Source organism: Syntrophaceticus schinkii, assembly GCF_000946815.1.
Lineage (GTDB): Bacteria > Bacillota > DSM-12270 > Thermacetogeniales > Thermacetogeniaceae > Syntrophaceticus > Syntrophaceticus schinkii.
This window is the reverse complement of record NZ_CDRZ01000024.1, coordinates 19,807-36,788: the sequence shown is the minus strand read 5'-3', so window position 1 is coordinate 36,788 and position 16,982 is coordinate 19,807. Positions and strand designations below refer to the sequence as shown.

12 protein-coding genes, 1 pseudogene and 1 riboswitch are annotated in these 16,982 nt (G+C 51.0%); all 13 genes and pseudogenes read left to right on the top strand.

Annotation, left to right across the window (positions count from 1 at the left end; translation table 11 throughout):
- Positions 1–99 precede the first annotated feature (99 nt).
- The 13 genes and pseudogenes from SSCH_RS20695 to SSCH_RS16055 all read left to right on the top strand — a co-directional run bounded on the left by SSCH_RS20695 (position 100) and on the right by SSCH_RS16055 (position 16,775).
- Positions 100–915 carry a murein hydrolase activator EnvC family protein gene (locus SSCH_RS20695; protein WP_084710859.1) on the top strand — a complete coding sequence of 272 codons (816 nt, stop codon included), beginning with the start codon at positions 100–102 and terminating at the stop codon, positions 913–915.
- Positions 916–1,326: 411 nt separating this feature from the next.
- A riboswitch (molybdenum cofactor riboswitch) is annotated at positions 1,327–1,445 on the bottom strand.
- Between the two features lie 332 nt (positions 1,446–1,777).
- A complete protein-coding gene (locus tag SSCH_RS02155; protein ID WP_044664031.1) occupies positions 1,778–2,953 on the top strand; it encodes a S41 family peptidase in 1,176 nt (391 codons plus the stop codon).
- 207 nt (positions 2,954–3,160) lie between these two features.
- Positions 3,161–4,207: a PDZ domain-containing protein gene (locus SSCH_RS02150; protein ID WP_052835208.1), complete on the top strand. Its 1,047-nt coding sequence runs from the start codon at positions 3,161–3,163 to the stop codon at positions 4,205–4,207.
- A 222-nt stretch (positions 4,208–4,429) separates the two neighbouring features.
- Positions 4,430–5,146, top strand: coding sequence for a hypothetical protein (locus SSCH_RS02145; protein WP_044664030.1), 717 nt, complete (start codon positions 4,430–4,432; stop codon positions 5,144–5,146).
- 1 nt (position 5,147) lies between these two features.
- Positions 5,148–5,516, top strand: a complete 369-nt coding sequence (locus SSCH_RS02140) for a hypothetical protein (RefSeq protein ID WP_044664029.1) — start codon at positions 5,148–5,150, stop codon at positions 5,514–5,516.
- Between the two features lie 564 nt (positions 5,517–6,080).
- A pseudogene (uvrB, locus tag SSCH_RS02130) lies at positions 6,081–8,064 on the top strand (excinuclease ABC subunit UvrB); the annotation flags it as partial.
- Positions 8,065–8,176: 112 nt separating this feature from the next.
- Positions 8,177–11,062, top strand: coding sequence for an excinuclease ABC subunit UvrA (uvrA, locus tag SSCH_RS02125; RefSeq protein WP_044664027.1), 2,886 nt, complete (start codon positions 8,177–8,179; stop codon positions 11,060–11,062).
- Between the two features lie 176 nt (positions 11,063–11,238).
- A complete protein-coding gene (uvrC, locus tag SSCH_RS02120) occupies positions 11,239–12,879 on the top strand; it encodes an excinuclease ABC subunit UvrC (protein ID WP_052835207.1) in 1,641 nt (546 codons plus the stop codon).
- Entirely contained in the window at positions 12,876–13,055 is a 180-nt protein-coding gene (locus SSCH_RS18715) for a helix-hairpin-helix domain-containing protein (RefSeq protein ID WP_198142105.1), read from the top strand. The genes uvrC and SSCH_RS18715 overlap by 4 nt, the downstream gene beginning before the upstream one ends.
- 226 nt (positions 13,056–13,281) lie before the next feature.
- Complete coding sequence (locus tag SSCH_RS02115; protein WP_044664026.1) at positions 13,282–14,106, top strand: Cof-type HAD-IIB family hydrolase; 825 nt, start codon at positions 13,282–13,284, stop codon at positions 14,104–14,106.
- Between the two features lie 152 nt (positions 14,107–14,258).
- Complete coding sequence (locus SSCH_RS02110) at positions 14,259–15,632, top strand: hypothetical protein (RefSeq protein WP_044664025.1); 1,374 nt, start codon at positions 14,259–14,261, stop codon at positions 15,630–15,632.
- Positions 15,633–15,799: 167 nt separating this feature from the next.
- Complete coding sequence (locus SSCH_RS16060) at positions 15,800–16,291, top strand: ROK family protein (protein ID WP_052835206.1); 492 nt, start codon at positions 15,800–15,802, stop codon at positions 16,289–16,291.
- Complete coding sequence (locus SSCH_RS16055; protein WP_084710855.1) at positions 16,242–16,775, top strand: ROK family protein; 534 nt, start codon at positions 16,242–16,244, stop codon at positions 16,773–16,775. The genes SSCH_RS16060 and SSCH_RS16055 overlap by 50 nt, the downstream gene beginning before the upstream one ends.
- Positions 16,776–16,982: the final 207 nt, after the last annotated feature.

Genomic DNA, 16,982 nt, shown 5'->3' with positions numbered 1-16,982 from the left:
GAGGACTTTCTACACTGCAACAGTCGATAGAGCAGACTGAAAAACAGCTGCAAGAAGAAAGAGGAAGCAACTCCGAAGAGCGAACAGAGTTTTTTCACCATGCGGCTTAGAGATATTTATATGAAAGGGAATCTTTCCTATCTGGAGGTGCTGTTGGATAGCACCAGTATGAGCGATTTTCTGACGCGATTCGATTATTTGAAGCGTATAGCAAACCAGGATTCGAAACTTGTTAAGGAACTGGCTGCAGAAAGAGACGGTGTTGCCCGTCAGAAGCGTGAACTGGTGGCCAAAAAGGAAGAGGCTGTAGTTCTTAAAAGGACAACAGCAGCCAAACAGACCTACCTGGCTTCACGCAAACAGGACAGGAAAGATACTATAAAGAATTTGCAGTCTGACCAGGCGGCTTGTCAGCTCGCCATTCAGGAGTTAGAGGCAACAAGCCGGCAGATAACACAGATTATCCAGCAATATCAGTCAAGCAAACCGTCAAACCCATCGAATCCAGCACCACCCAAGGGCACTGGCCGCTTTATCTGGCCTGCGAATGGGTCGATCAGTGGTAAGGGGGGTGAGTACGGAATGAGGAAGCATCCTATTACGGGAGTATATAAATTGCATGATGGAATAGATATCGGTGCTGCTGCTGGAACTCCTGTATGGGCTGCAGATGGGGGTACGGTTATCCACGCCGGTTGGTTAGGCGCGTACGGTACTACAGTGATTATTGACCACGGAGGGGGTATCACTACACTGTATGCCCATCTTTCCAGTTATTCTGTATCTAGAGGCAGTAGTGTGAGCCAGGGGCAGGTAATTGGCAGGGTCGGAAGCACAGGTATGAGCACAGGTCCCCACCTCCACTTTGGAGTCTACATTAACGGGAATCCAACTAATCCCATGGGTTATTTCTAGGAAGCAATGGGGGATGCAACGGGGACGGTTCCTATTGCACCAGTTCCTGTATCCGCATGATACCCCCATATATTAAAATAAAAATCCAACAAGACATAAAGCCTGGTCCAAGACCAGGCTAATTTTATTATCCTTCCCCACTTTTTACCTTCCCGTATTTCCTACGACCAAGCTGTTTTCATTGAATTATTCAGATTAAGGGTACCCAAGCATCTTTTCTTTTTCCAACCACTAACCACTAACCACTAACCACTAATCTTCCATTCCCACTTCCAACCTCCCACATCCCACATCCCACATCTCAAAAAGATGGGTCGCTGTGGGGGTGAGAGTTTCCCCCACAGCGAATATATAGTACTGATGCCGATCTTCGTAAAAAAAACCAGCCACAGAAAGGCTCTGCGACCAGTTATACAGTCGTAGGTTCTCCTTTCCGCAATGGGAGGCACACCCGTTTCCAAGTGTACCCTGACGGTCCTACTGCCATAGTTGTGAACAACAGGCATGTGGACTCGGAGAAAAGTATGAAATTGTTTCTTACTCAATATATATTCTCTCATAAATAAAAAAATCCTTCAAGGGGTTTTATAAAATTTTTTCATGGATGGAAAAGAAGAGAATCCACCTTGTCAGTTTAAAGCAATAAAGCAAGTCTGACAAAATGAGATGTTAGAAGTTGGAATAGAAAATGATCTTATCGCAAAAAAAAGTGTATAATTGGTGCTGGTATAAATCTATTTTTCTTACTCTATGTTATATAATGCTACAAAAGAAGGGGCTTCTAAAAGCAATAATAATTGTGTAAGATTATACATATAGTGGAGATATTAGGAAAGAATGATTACCAGAAAGGATTTGGGAGGTGGACAGGCTGAAGACCCGCGGTTTTCGGATTACAGCTACTGTTTTAATTATCCTATTGATAGCAGGTGCAGTAGGTGGGCTTTTTTATTGGGTACACAAAAACAATTTAAAGAAACTTGTCAGTACCTATTTTCTTATAAAAAGCCAATATCTAAACGAGGTCAGCACAGCTACCCTGGTGAACGGTGCAGTTAAGGGGATGGTTGAAGCCCTGGATGATCCGTATTCTGTTTATCTGGACGAGGAAGCCTTCAAGGAACTGAATCTCCAGATCGAAGGGACCTTTGGGGGAATAGGTGTGGAGATCGATATGGACCAGGATAAACAGCTTGTTGTTGTTTCTCCTTTACCGGAGACACCTGCAGCACGTGCGGGAATCAAGAGTGGAGATGTAATTGCCAAGATCAATGATCAGGAAACTACGAATATGACTACTATTGAAGCCGCGGGAGTTCTCCGAGGAAAGCCGGGGACAACAGTTTCTCTGGAGATCATGCGCAAAGAGGAGAAACGCAGCTTTACTGTGCAGCTGACCAGGGAACAGATCGCTGTTCCTTCTGTAAGCGGGGAAATGCTTGAGGATTACCCGGGCATCGGTTACCTGCGGGTTCTGCACTTCAACCGTGCCAGTACAAATGCCCAACTGTTTGAGGAACTGAAAAAACTGCAAGATGCTCAATACCGTGGGTTAGTTCTTGACCTGCGGGGGAATCCCGGGGGAGATCTCCAGGCAGCTGTAGAAGTGGCGGGATATTTTCTAAAGGAGGGCCCTGTTGTTCGTATTGTCCACCGTGAGGGGGCTGAGGATGTTCTCTATCCCACCCGGATTGGTTCTGTTGTGAAAGTGCCTCTTGTTGTGTTGATCGATGAGGGTAGTGCCAGTGCTTCTGAAATTGTTGCCGGGGCTATCAAAGACTCTGAGAGCGGAGTGCTGGTTGGGACACGTACCTTTGGGAAGGGTCTGGTGCAGACTGTTTTTAATATGGGCGGTAAAGAGGGTGTTAAACTGACCACCAACAAGTACCTGACACCCGACAGGCATGATATCCATAAAAAGGGAATCAAACCTGATGTTGTTGTTAAACAGCCGGAGGATATGGAGAAGGATCTACAGCTGGATAAGGCTGTTGAAGTTCTGGAAAAGCAGTTGCAGGAAGATAAAAAGGCGGCGTAGGAGGTTAATAGATGGAATTTTCCTGGGTTAATATTCTTTCCCACTCCGCCCTTGTTGTCTTAAAGGTGATTGTACAGCCATTTTTCTGGCTTGTGGTGCTCCTGGTATGGACGCAGTACAGGCGCATGTTGAAAACTAAGGAGGCGATTTACGGTCTCCAGGATTCAGCTCTGCGTGTATCTCTGATAGTCTCGTGGTTTATGGGGATTGATCGGGGGGATTCTGGGAAGCTTCCTGATGATCCTCTTTGGGGTGACCATCAACGGGGTAGGGGTGGCCTGGCTGTGGGTTATTGCTTTGGTGCTGATGCTGATCAGTCCGAGGTTATTATGCTTTTCTTATGCCGGCGGTGTTCTGGCCATCATCTCTCTCATCTTTGGATATCCCCAGGTAAATATTCCTGGTCTAATGGGTCTGGTTGCTGTTCTGCATCTTGTGGAAAGTATTTTGATACTGTTGAGCGGGCACCAGGATCCCCTTCCTGTTTATGTCCGCAATCCTGCCGGACGTGTGGTGGGTGCCTTTAACCTCCAGAAGTTCTGGCCGATACCCCTGGCTGTGATGATGATCCTGTTAGGTGCTGCGGATCAGGTACCTGGAGAATTGATGAAAATGCCGGAGTGGTGGCCGCTGATTCGCCCCTGGGATATAGCCCCTGACCTGGAGGCAATGTATCAGATCCTCCCTGTTGTGGCTGCACTGGGGTATGGGGAACTGGCCATCACCTGCCTTCCCCGGGAACGCACAAAACGTTCTGCCAGCCACCTGGCTGTTTATAGCGTTATTCTGCTGGGGCTTGCTGTTGTGGCTTCTCATTATCCGCAGTTGGCTATTTTCCCTGCGCTGTTCTCACCGCTGGGTCATGAACTGGTGATTTTCCTGGGACGCCGCGAGGAACTGCAGGGAAGACCGCGCTTTGTTCCTCCCTCTACCGGAGTGATGGTGCTGGATGTGATCAAGGGATCACCCGCCCATCTTGCGGGAATCAGGTCCGGTGATGTGATCCACAGTGTGGGCGGGCATAAAGTTAATTCCCGCTTTGAACTTGCTCAGATGCTTGGGTTTATGGTCTCTTCTTTTATGTTGGAATTTTCCACTGAAACAGGGGAAACCAGGTGTGTCAGGGTGCGAAAGGATCCCGGGGCACCCCTGGGAGAGATCACCGTTCCTGAACCCGGAGATTACCCCAATGTGGATTTTGCCATGGGAAGCCCCCTCAAAAACTTACTCCAACGCTTTTTCCGCAAACATTAAATGTGATAAAACGTGACAAAGGGACGGTCTACTTCTAACCAACTACCGACAACCAGTCAGCAATCACCCGCGTGCAAAGGGGACAGTCCCCTGTGCACGCGGGTGTTCTTTTTCAACCACCAACCACCAATCTGTCACACCCTTTCCCCCTGTTTAATAATATGTAGAAAAGTCATGGCGGGGGGTGAGGGTGCTACCTGACCTTTTAGCGGGTAGTTCCGGATGATGAACAACAAAAACAGGCATTATTTCGCCAGTGCCCTTACATGTAGAGGGTTATTATCGTATTGGCCCAAGCTGTTTAAGGATTTGAAGAGATTATACCTGCTCCAAGGGAACACACCTGCGGGACAGAGTCTGGTCATCCGTATGCTGGGATTGGCACTGGAGGATCGCGGTTTGCAGACGAAATATTTTCATAGGGCGGAGGATTCGATGGTACTGGAGGGGTTGACAGTTCCCTCAAAGGCAGTTGGTGTACTCAGCAGGGAACATCCGTATGCTGTTCAGGTGTTCTTTCCCCCTCATCTCAATGTCGTTGTGGTGAAACTGCCGGGTGATATGCGTTCTGCTGTGTCGTTGATACAGTCTGCCGGGGAAGGGAACAGTGTTGGGGTAGATGTCGACGCTACCCAAGCGGTACCATCAGAAGATAAAAGCAGATGCGAAGTCAAGAATGCTGCGGAACCGGTGCCAAGCAGTTCCAGGGAACATCCGACATCCGACCTCTGGTGTCAGACCTCTGGTTTCGAACAGGTTGTGACAGAGAAAGCTGCCGGTTGGATACAAGAGTTTCAGGATGGGGGGAGGGAGTCCCTTCTCCAGCGCTATTTTGCGGGTAGTGTGACTGCGCTGGGAGAAGTTGGATTTTTTCAATCATATCTTATGCCATTCCAAAAGGCGTTATGTGATCAAGGGATCGCCAGGGGTGGGAGCTGAAGTGATGCAGGGGATCCTTGTCCAGGCATTAAGCAGCGGCTATCAAGTAGAAGCCTTTCATTCCTGGATTGAGCCAAAGGACCATGCATTACTGTTCTTCCCGGAAATTCAAGTGGCGGTAGTTGATCTGACCTGCTGTTACAAGGATTTCTCTTTCTTACCGGATGATATAATCTGGGACCTGGGGAAGGAGACAAGAACAGCCGATGGTTTTAGGAAGGCAGGGAAAAAAGTTCAAGAGATTAAGTCTTTCCTGGCAGAAGCAGGGAGCGAATTGGATGCTTCCCGGAAAATACAAAAAGAGGACCTCTATTTTACAGAAGAGGAAATCAACAAGATCATAGCCAGGATTCTCAAGGAAAATACATAAACAGCGAAGCCCGGTATGCCACGCCACTGAGACTGCTTTTATTAACGGGGCCAGGCTTGCTTTATTGCTTTATTCAGATCAGGAGGAGAACCAGAGATAGTTTTTTCGGTTTATGTTCGAACATAATAATCTTTTACAGTTTCAGGACATGGGTAACACTATTCCCCATGTTTTAATCGAAATACAAACATTCTTTTTCCAACGACTAACGACTTACAACCAACCCAAAAAACAGAAGTCAGAAACCGGATGTCAGAAGTCCGAAGGGCGACCGAACACACATCAATTCCCACTTTCAACCTCCCACCTCCCACATCTATTTCAACCGATTTTCTTCAGACCAGGGGGAGAATCAGAGACGGTTCTTGCAGTCTATTTCAGGCAGCAGAACAATCCCTGTGTTACCCATGTCTTGACCGAGCACATTCCAGGTGGTACCAGGTGCTTGGCACCTCTTCATTTTGTTGTTGTGGATAATTTCTTTATGGTATAATGCCTTGTGGATAGATCTTAGAGGCTGCCATTTTATTGTTAAAGAGGCGGCTAATTTGATCAGGGGGTGTGATGATGGGGTTTACACTAAAATCTACCTTTTCTCCAACCGGGGACCAGCCGGAGGCCATCGCTTCTTTGAGCGAAGGGATCTCTTCAAGTATGCCTTTCCAGACCTTGCTGGGGGTGACCGGTTCGGGAAAGACCTTTACCATCGCCGGAGTTATCCAGGAGGTGCAGAAGCCCACACTGGTTATGGCCCCCAATAAGACACTGGCTGCCCAGCTCTGCGGGGAGTTCCGGGAGTTTTTTCCGGACCATGCTGTGGAGTACTTTGTCAGCTACTATGACTATTACCAGCCGGAGGCTTATGTGCCTCAAACTGATACCTATATCGAAAAGGATTCCTCATTAAATGAGGAGATAGATAAGCTGCGGCACTCGGCCACTGCCAGCATCTTTGAGCGGGATGATGTGATCATTGTGGCCAGTGTTTCCTGTATCTATGGTTTGGGTTCACCTGTCTATTACCGGGAGATGATGGTTTCCCTGCGCCAGGGCATGCAGGTGGACAGGGGATGAGGTGCTCGCACGACTGGTGGACATCCATTACCAGCGCAATGACTACGAGTTTGCCCGGGGGCGTTTTCGGGTGCGGGGTGATGTGGTGGAAATCTTTCCGGCCTCTTTTACGGAGAAGGCCCTGCGGGTGGAGTTTTTCGGTGATGAGATCGACCGCATTTTAGAAATAGATACCCTCACTGGGGAGGTCCTGGCCCGGCGCCTCCATGCGGTGGTTTTCCCGGCATCTCACTATGTGACCTCTCCTGAGCGGATGGAGATAGCGATCCAGGGAATCGAGGAGGAACTGGATGGACGCTTGGATGAGCTGCGCAGAGAGGATAAGCTCCTGGAAGCCCAGCGCTTGGAACAGCGCACTCGCTATGATCTGGAGATGATGCGGGAGGTAGGGATCTGTAAGGGGATCGAGAATTACTCCCGGCACCTGACCGGGCGCAAGCCCGGAGAGCCCCCCTACTGCTTGATCGACTTCTTTCCTGAGGATTTCATGGTGGTGATCGATGAGTCACATATCACCGTACCCCAGATCAATGGGATGTATGCGGGGGATTTCAGCAGGAAGAGTACACTGGTGGATTACGGGTTCAGACTCCCCTCTGCTCTGGATAACAGGCCCTTGCGCTTTGACGAGTTTTTGTCCAAGGTGCCACAGATCATTTTTGTCTCGGCAACTCCGGGCTCCTTTGAGACCGATCACAGTCACCAGGTGGTAGAGCAGATCGTGCGACCCACCGGGCTGATCGACCCGGAGGTAGAGGTGCGCCCCGCCAAAGGGCAGGTAGATGATCTGGTGGGGGAGATCCGCATGCGGGTGGAAAAAGAGCAGCGGGTTCTGGTGACTACCCTGACCAAGAAGATGGCCGAGGATCTAACGGATTATCTGCGTGAGCTGGGGATCAGGGTGCGTTACCTGCATTCGGAGATCAAAACTCTGGAGCGGATGGAGATCCTGAGGGATCTGCGCCTGGGAGTTTTTGATGTGTTGGTGGGTATTAACCTCCTGCGGGAGGGGTTGGACCTCCCGGAGGTGGCACTGGTGGCGATCCTGGATGCAGATAAAGAAGGTTTCCTGCGCTCTGAGCGCTCTCTGATTCAGACCATTGGGCGTGCTGCCAGAAATGTGGATGGTAAAGTGATTATGTTCGCTGATAGGATCACTGACTCCATGCAGCGGGCCATCGATGAGACCAACAGAAGACGCGGAATCCAGATGAGCTACAATGAAAAGCACGGCATTACCCCACGCAGCATCCAGAAGGCTGTACGGGGTGTGATTGAAATCACCCTTCCCGCAGAGGTTGCCGAGGAGAAGGGAGCATACAAGGCCGGCAAGTCCCTGGGCAGTATGAACAAAAAAGAGCTGGAGAAGCTTATTTCACAGCTGGAGCAGGAGATGCGCCAGGCTGCCCGTGAACTGGCTTTTGAGAGAGCGGCAGAGGCCCGGGACCTGATCATCGAACTGCGTAAAGAATTGGTTGCACGGTCACGCCGCGGCATGCCCAGGAAAGAGATAGAACCTGATTTTGAGGGGATAGATGCAGAATTAGATGTGACAGGGAGGCATCAAAAGAAAGTATGTGTGCCAGATGGGAAAAAGAAATCCACCTCCGGCACGGGATAGGATAGTTATCCGGGGGGCGCGGGTCCACAACCTGAAAAATATAGATGTGGAGATACCCCGCCATAAAATGGTGGTCATTACCGGAATCTCCGGTTCTGGGAAATCTTCATTGGCTTTCGATACCATTTATGCAGAGGGCCAGCGGCGCTATGTGGAGTCTCTTTCCGCCTATGCCCGCCAGTTTCTGGGGGTTGCTGATAAGCCAGATGTGGATTATATTGAGGGGCTTTCCCCTGCTATTTCTATCGACCAGAAGGCGGGAAGCCGCAATCCGCGGTCTACTGTAGGAACGGTGACCGAGATCTATGACTATTTGCGTTTGCTGTTTGCACGCATCGGCAAACCCCACTGTCCTGAGTGTGGGAGGCCTGTGCAACAGCAGACCGTTACAAATATGGTGGACCAGACCCTTGCTTTTCCTGAGGGTACGAAAATCCAGATCCTTGCTCCTATAGTGAGCGGGAAAAAGGGTGAGCATCAGAGGATCTTCACTGATCTACAGAAAAAAGGTTTTGTGCGTGTGCGTGTCAATGGGGAGATCCGTGAACTGGATGAAGAGATCAAACTGGACAGATATAAGAAGCATGATATTGATGTTGTGATCGACCGGCTGGTGGTGCGTCCGGGCCTGGAGAACCGTTTAGCTGATTCACTGGAGATGGCTCTCGGGCTTGGGGAGGGGATTGCTGTGGTAGCTCCTCTGGATGGGGAAGAGATGGTTTTCAGCCAAAACTTTGCCTGCCCGGAGTGCGGGATCAGTCTGGCGGAGATCACCCCACGCCTCTTTTCCTTTAACAGCCCTTATGGGGCCTGTGCTGAGTGTTCGGGTCTCGGCTACAGGATGGAGGTGGACCCGCAGTTGGTTGTGGATCCAGAGAGGACTGTAAGGGCGGGGGCTTTGCTGCCCTGGACTCATTCCACACAGCACTACTACCCACAGATAGTGAAATCCCTCATGGATCACTACGGTTGCAGTTGGGATACAAAATACAAGGACCTGCCGCAAGAGGTGCAGGATGTTCTTCTCTTTGGAACAGATGAGCGAATCCGCTTCCACTACGAGGATTCTTTTGGACAGACCAGGTCATGGTACGGTAGTTTCGAGGGGGTCGTCAACCACCTGATGCGCCGTCACCGGGATACTGAGTCTGAGGATGCCCGGGAGGAGATCGAGCGGTTTATGGCTTCCCGCCCCTGTCCTATCTGCAATGGTGCACGACTGTGTCCGGAGAGCCTGGCAGTAACTATAGGTGAGCGGAACATAGCGGATGTTACAGGCTGCACTGTTTTGGAAGCGCGTGCATTTTTAGAAAACCTTTCCCTTAGCCCACGCGATGAGCAGATCGCTGATCAGGTGATCAAGGAGCTCAAGGCCCGTCTCGGCTTTCTGGTCAATGTGGGGCTGGATTATCTTACACTGGACCGCGCAGCGGGGACCCTGGCCGGAGGTGAAGCTCAGCGAATTCGTTTGGCTACCCAGATCGGTTCCGGTCTGGTGGGGGTGCTCTATATCCTTGACGAACCCACCATTGGGCTGCATCCCAGGGATAACACCAGGCTGATCAAGGCACTGAAGGATTTGCGTGACCTGGGTAATACACTGATCGTTGTAGAACATGATGAAGAGATGATGCTCAATGCAGATCAAATCATCGATATCGGCCCTGGTGCCGGAACCCACGGCGGTGAGCTGGTTGCCCAGGGAACAGTGGAGGAGATCTCCAAGGTAAAAGAGTCGATTACAGGCCAGTATCTGAGCGGCCAGCGGGAGATCCCTGTACCGGAGGCCCGGCGGAAACCCACTGATCGCTGGTTGAAGGTAACCGGTGCCAGAGAGTTCAATTTAAAAAATATAGATGTGGAGATTCCCCTGGGTCTTTTTGTCTGTATTACCGGAGTTTCGGGTTCAGGAAAGAGCACCCTGCTGGATGAGATCATCTATAAAGGGCTCGCTCAGAAGCTTAACCGTTCCCGTACCCATCCCGGAGCATTCAGTGAGATGTACGGAGTCGAACACCTGGATAAAGCAATAAAAATCGACCAGTCTCCCATCGGGCGCACTCCCAGGTCAAACCCCGCTACCTATACCGGGGCCTTCGATGGGATTCGGGAGCTTTTTTCCCTAACACAGGCATCACGGATGAAGGGCTACCGCCCGGGCCGCTTCAGTTTCAATGTGCGCGGAGGCCGCTGTGAAGCCTGCCGTGGGGATGGCATCATCAAGATCGAGATGCACTTCCTGCCGGATGTCTATGTCCCCTGTGATGAATGCAAGGGGCGACGCTACAACCGAGAGACACTGGAGGTCAAGTATAAGGGAAAGAATATTGCCGAGGTTCTGGATATGACGGTCAGTGAGGCCAATGAGTTCTTCCAGAACATTCCCAAGGTGAACCGCAGGCTGCAAACATTGGTTGATGTAGGATTAGGCTACATCAAGCTCGGTCAGCCGGCCACAACCCTCTCAGGTGGGGAGGCCCAGCGGGTCAAGCTGGCAACAGAGCTTTCGCGGCGCAGCAATGGCCGCACCCTTTATATTTTGGATGAGCCCACAACCGGGCTGCATAAAGAGGATATCAGGAGGCTTTTGCTGGTCTTAGAAAGGCTTGTGGAAACGGGTAATACAGTTGTCGTCATCGAGCACAACCTCGATGTGATCAAAACAGCGGATTACATCATCGATCTCGGCCCAGAGGGAGGAGCCGGTGGCGGCCAGGTGGTAACCACCGGAACACCTGAAGAGGTTGCCGCCTACCCCAATTCCTATACAGGTCGCTACCTGCAAGAGGTGCTCCAGGTCTCCACCCCCACCCAGCGCCAGGCCGACAAGACAGCACTTGTTAGTGGTTAGTCGTTAGGATGTGACGGAGGGACGGTTCCTCTGTTACCCTGTCACCTTTTTCGGCAAAGTTGTCTATACAAGTTAGGTGTTTTGGTGACAGTCACCTTTTTGGTATAGTTGTCTATACAGGTGGGGCGTTTTGGTGACTGTCACCGTTAAGGGTCACCGTTAAGGAGATAGGACAAGTGGCTTCCACATATACGATACAGAAATTCAAAAAGGATCTTGACCTGATACCGGATAGGCCGGGGGTTTATATTTTCCGGAACCGGTCGGGGAGGGTTATTTATGTGGGGAAGGCGGTTTCCTTGCCCAATCGTCTGCGCTCCTACTTTCAGCCCCGGGGGCTTATTGAGCGGATCAGGAGGATGACCGAGGAGGCGGCACGCCTGGAGTATATCGTCACTGATACTGAGGCGGAGGCCCTGGTTCTGGAATGCAATCTGATCAAGGAGTACCTGCCAAAGTACAACATCGACCTCAAGGATGATAAATCCTATCCCTATATCAGGGTGACTGCAGAGGAGTTCCCCAGGGTGATGATGACACGCACTCTGGTGCGGGACGGATCCCGCTACTTCGGCCCCTACCCCAATGTGGGTGCGGTCAAAGAAACCCTGGACTTCCTGCGAAAGATCTTCCTCTTTCGCTCCTGCCCTGACCGCAAACTGGTGCCCCGCAGCAGAACCTGTCTCAACGGACAGATTAAGCAGTGCCTGGGGCCCTGTGTAGGGAATGTTACTGCAGAAGAGTACAAAGAGATGATCGAGCAGTTGGTTCTTTTCCTGGAGGGAAGGACACATGAGGTGGAAAGGCGCCTGAGCCAGCAGATGAAGGATGCTTCAGAGAGACTGGATTTTGAGGAGGCCGCCCGAATTCGCAACCAATTGGAGGCAGTAAAGAAACTGCACGAGCAGCAGCGGGTAGCCCGGGCCTCAGGGCCTGATCAGGATGTGCTCGCTGTAGGTTCTTATTTGGATGAGGTTTGTGTGATCATCCTGCGCAATCGTGGGGGCAATGTGGTGGCAAAGGAACACTATTTTCTTACCGGTGCGGAGGAAATGCCGCCTGGAGAGGTTCTTTCTTCCTTTATCAAGCGTTACTATCAGGGCGGAAGGGAGATCCCCGCGACAATTCTTGTCAGCTCCCCTGCTGAGGATGCTGATCTTCTTGCTGCCTGGCTGGGAGAGATGAAGGGGAGCAAGGTGGAGATCCGTTTTCCCCAGCGTGGGCAGGGTAGAGAACTGGTAGGTATGGCCAAAGAAAACGCGGCCCTGATCGCTGAACAGCGCTGCCGCCGCTCCCTGAGATCCCAGGAGAAGGGGATGGCCCTGACCCTGGCTCTGCAGGATGCCCTGGAACTAAAGCGTTCTCCGCGCAAACTGGAGTGCATCGACATCTCTCACCTGGGAGGTGAAGAGACGGTAGCCTCATTAGTGTGCTTTATAGATGGGCAGCCGGATAAAACGCATTACCGGCGCTACCGGATCAAAACGCCAACTGCCGGTGATGATTACAGAGCTATGCGGGAGGTAGTGACCCGCAGGTTCAAGAATGCAGATCAAAATAACCTGCCCGATCTTCTGGTGCTCGACGGTGGCAAGGGGCAGCTCAACTCAGCCTGGATGCCCTGCAGCAAATGGAGCTCCCTCAACCGGATCTGGTTTCTCTGGCTGAGGATGAGGAAGAGATCTACCTGCCGGGGCGCAGCGACCCACTTATTCTTTCCCGCAGCAACCCCGGGCTGCACCTGCTGCAGCAGGCCCGGGATGAGGCTCATCGCTTTGCCCTCAGCTACCAGAAAACACTGCGCCAGCGCAAGTTGAAGGCATCTATCCTGAGGCAGGTGCCGGGAATTGGCAAGAAGAGGCAGACAGCCTTGCTCAGGCACTTCGGCTCCCTTTCCCGCGTGCGCAAGGCCTCTGTGGATGAACTGGCCGCTGTGCCAGGGATGAACAGGAAGGCCGCTGAGGCACTGTACCAATTCCTGCACAATGACTAACATCTCCTGTTAAACGGGGGCAGGCTGGCTTTATTGCTTTATTCAAAGGTGACATCTACCCCGTCTCCCGGTTAGCTCGATTCTTGCCCATCTACCTATATGTTTAGGATGCTTAATTTCTGCGTTAGTTTTTAGCGGGGATTATTTATATTAGTCATGTCGGTATAGGATTCAACCCTCATCCGGAGTTTGAGGTTTAGCAGATAATAAACTGGAGGACCTGAGGATGCACAACATCAAATTGGTAGCCGTTGATTTAGATGATACCTTGCTGCGGGATGACCTGACCATTTCACAGTTTTCCCGGGATGTTTTGCAGCAGGTACAGGAGGCGGGGGTTACTGTTACTCTGGCCACAGGGCGGATGCTGCCTTCGGCACTCCCTTATGCTGAGCAGCTTGGTTTTGACGTTCCGCTGATCACTTACCAGGGTGCCCTGGTGAAGAACGCATTCTCCGGGGAGGTGCTTTACAACTGTCCCCTCTCTAAGGATGTGGCCGGTGTGGTGATCCGGTATGGGCGCAAGAGGAAAATTCACGTCAACTTATATGTGGAAGATAAACTCTTTGTTGAGCGTGTCACAAAGGCCGGTGAGCACTACGCGCGGTTGGCGGGGGTTCCTTTTACAAGGGTGGATGACCTGGAGGAACTTTTGGAGAATGACCTTCCCTATAAAATGCTGTTGATCGATGAACAACAGGTGGTTGATCAGGAGTTGGAAGAGCTGCGGGATATCCTCAATGAGGCCGGACTGGAAGCCTATCTGACGAAATCGAAGCCTACTTATCTGGAGGTCAATCATCCACAAGCGACAAAGGGAGCAGCCCTGAGAAAACTGGCGGAATGGCTGGGGATAAGACGCGAACAGGTTGCGGCCTTTGGGGACAGCTACAATGATCTGAGGATGCTGGAGTATGCGGGTTATGGTTTTGCTGTTGCCAATGCTTATCCGGAGGTGCGTGCCCGGGCGCGCTACATTACTGCATCCAATAATGAAGATGGAGTTGCCCTGGCGCTCCGGGAGCTGGTACTCGATGGACTGCCCAGGTAGCTTCCTGCGGGAACCCTGCGATCCTGGCACTCCAGGAGCTGGTACTCGACAGGCGAAAATGTGAAGATAATCAGATCACTAATATAAGAGGATGATTAATGGTAGAATAAGTTAACAAGTCAGGTGCCTGGCACCGGAAAGGATGTGGGGGTATGGATGAGTTGATGAGGATCGATACCGGTCATCTGGTGAACCCGGGAGGGAAAGGTAAACTGGAGTTAAGTTCCACAACTGTTTCAACCTTTCAAAAATTCCAGGAGGACCTTCGCCGGCAGCGAACACCGATCACTCTTTCCTTTTTGGATAATGGAACCATTAATGAAATTAAATCAACTGCCATCAGGCTGCGGGAAAAATACGAGAATGTCCTGGTTCTGGGGATTGGTGGTTCGGCCTTGGGTACCAAGGCCATCTTGGAGTTTATCAAGGGTCCCTATCATCAACTGGAAGGGCACAGCCCACGTATTTTTGTTCTCGACAATATTGATCCTGCTCCCGCGGCTCAGCTGGAACGGCTCCTGGACTTTCGGAAGACAGCTTTAATCTATACCAGCAAATCCGGGTCAACTCCGGAGACTGCGGCCAATTTCATCTATTATTACAAGAAGTACAAGGAAGCAGGTGGGGATGACCGCGATATTGTGATTATCTGTGATGCTAAAGATAACGGGATCAACCGCATCGCCCGCAAGCTCGGCTGCTCTATGTTCCATTTTCCGCCGGATCTGCAGGGGAGGTATTCTGTTTTATCACCTGTGGGTTTTTTCCCGGCAGAACTGGCAGGCATCGACTGCCAGGAACTTTTAGAAGGTGCCGCGGCTGTGCAGAGAGCACTAACCACTGCTCCTCCTGAGGAAAATCCCCTCATGGTTTTAGGTGGATACCTTTACAGATACTCGCGAGAGGGGAGATCCACCCATGTGCTGTTCAACTACAGTAATCTCCTGGTGGAGTTCGGATTGTGGTTTATGCAGCTGTGGGCGGAGAGCCTGGGGAAAAAGGAGACACTTGCAGGGGAGGAGGTCCGGGTGGGGGCGACACCCCTGTCCTGCCTGGGAGCAACGGACCAGCATTCCTTGCTCCAGTTATTTAAGGAGGGCCCCGCTGACAAAGTGTATGGTTTTGTGAAAATAGATCAGGCACCAGATGACCTAAAAATAACAGGTGCTTTTCCGGATGAGGTGGAGTATGCTTATTTTGATGGGCATACAATGCAGGAGCAGCTCCACATTGAGCAGCTGGCTACAGAGGTGAGCCTGGTCAATGCCGGCCATCCCTGCTATCGGATTACCCTGCGGGAACCCTGTGCTCATGCTTTGGGTGCATTGTTCTATTTTTATGAAGCATTGACCATCTTTATGGCTAACCTGTACGGGGTCAACCCCTACGACCAGCCGGGTGTGGAGGAAGGAAAACATCAGGCGTACGCTTTATTAGGTCGGGAAGACTTCCTTCCCAGGAAGGAAGAGTTCCAAAAGAAGCTGGAAAAGTACCATGAGCAGAGCCGTGTTTTTACAATAAGATAACTGGCGACAAACAACATCAACCACTGCTTTCCATGATGCGGTTGAGGTGAGACAGGGTTGTTGATATCTTGGTAGATGCCCATGCCGCCCAGGCGGTACCATCAGATAAAGAAAACAGAGGCCGAAGCATGTAATCAATGACTAACCACTAAAAGGAGAGGGGTTCCATGGGAAAGATCCTGGCTTTAGATCTCGGTGGCACTAAAATCTATTCAGCATTGGTGGATCACGAGGGAAAGATCATTAGTGAAGATATACGCCCTACTATGTCTGACGGTGGATTTTCGCTTGTTGCAGACAGGATCCTGGACAGCCTGTACAGTGTGATGCCGGAGGGTGAACATCCGGCGGGGGTCGGGGTGGCGGTACCTGCTTACATTGACCCCCATACTGATACAATTATCTTCTCTCCAAATTTAAAATGGCATAATGTTGATTTAAAGAAGAAAATAGAAGATGCCCTGGGAATGCCAGTCTGGTTGGAGAATGATGCCAACCTGGCAGCTCTTGGGGAGCACCGCTATGGATCCGGGAAGAGCTATCAAGACATGGTTTATATCACTGTCAGTACCGGAGTAGGAGGCGGCCTGATTCTGGGAGGAAGGATTTATGGGGGGGGCTCATGGAGGAGCCGGGGAGTTTGGCCATATGATCGTTGATGCACATGGACCGGAGTGCTCCTGTAAGAACAGGGGTTGTCTGGAGGGGTTGGCTTCAGGTTGTGCTATCAAGAGGGATGCCCAGCAGTTGGTTAAGTCCGGGAAAGGGCGCCATATGCTTTTCATCGCTGGCAGTGTAGAAAAGATAGATGCACGGGTAGTGGGGAAGGCGGCTATTGACGGAGACAAAGAGGCTCAGGCAGTGTTGGCCAATGCCGGCCGCTATTTAGGGATTGCTATCGCCAATGTCGCCAATCTGCTTAACCCGGGAGCATTTATTATCGGTGGTGGGGTTGCCTGTGGTGTGGGGGATTTAATCTTGGATCCCGCTCGCCATGAGGCCTATCAGCGTACATACCCACCCTATCGTGCTTTTCTGAAGATCATCCCGGCAGCGCTGAGGTCGCAGTCCGGAATTCTGGGAGCGGCAGCGTTTGCCATGGATCAATTAGAATCGGAGAACGATAAACTGGGGACAGATTAGAATTAGGAACTGAGAAGCATCTATGACCCGGGACTGATCTGATACCGGTTAGCAATTGGGGGAACCAGTACCAAAAAAAAGGAGCATCAGGTATTTAGGGAGGAACTTGTTTGGCGTTTAACAATATAATTTTATTTGTGATCGATGGTATGGATACCGTCAATGAATTTTTATGCAAACTGCCTCTGCGCCATCAGGAAAAAGCAG

What these genes read in the sequence shown, in the direction of transcription:
- SSCH_RS20695 (WP_084710859.1), top strand. Translation starts at nt 100, where the DNA reads ATGCGGCTTAGAGATATTTATATGAAAGGGAATCTTTCCTATCTGGAG.
- SSCH_RS02145 (WP_044664030.1), top strand. Translation starts at nt 4,430, where the DNA reads ATGATGAACAACAAAAACAGGCATTATTTCGCCAGTGCCCTTACATGT.
- uvrA (WP_044664027.1), top strand. Translation starts at nt 8,177, where the DNA reads ATGGGAAAAAGAAATCCACCTCCGGCACGGGATAGGATAGTTATCCGG.
- SSCH_RS02115 (WP_044664026.1), top strand. Translation starts at nt 13,282, where the DNA reads ATGCACAACATCAAATTGGTAGCCGTTGATTTAGATGATACCTTGCTG.
- SSCH_RS02110 (WP_044664025.1), top strand. Translation starts at nt 14,259, where the DNA reads ATGGATGAGTTGATGAGGATCGATACCGGTCATCTGGTGAACCCGGGA.
- SSCH_RS16060 (WP_052835206.1), top strand. Translation starts at nt 15,800, where the DNA reads ATGGGAAAGATCCTGGCTTTAGATCTCGGTGGCACTAAAATCTATTCA.
- SSCH_RS16055 (WP_084710855.1), top strand. Translation starts at nt 16,242, where the DNA reads ATGGGGGGGGCTCATGGAGGAGCCGGGGAGTTTGGCCATATGATCGTT.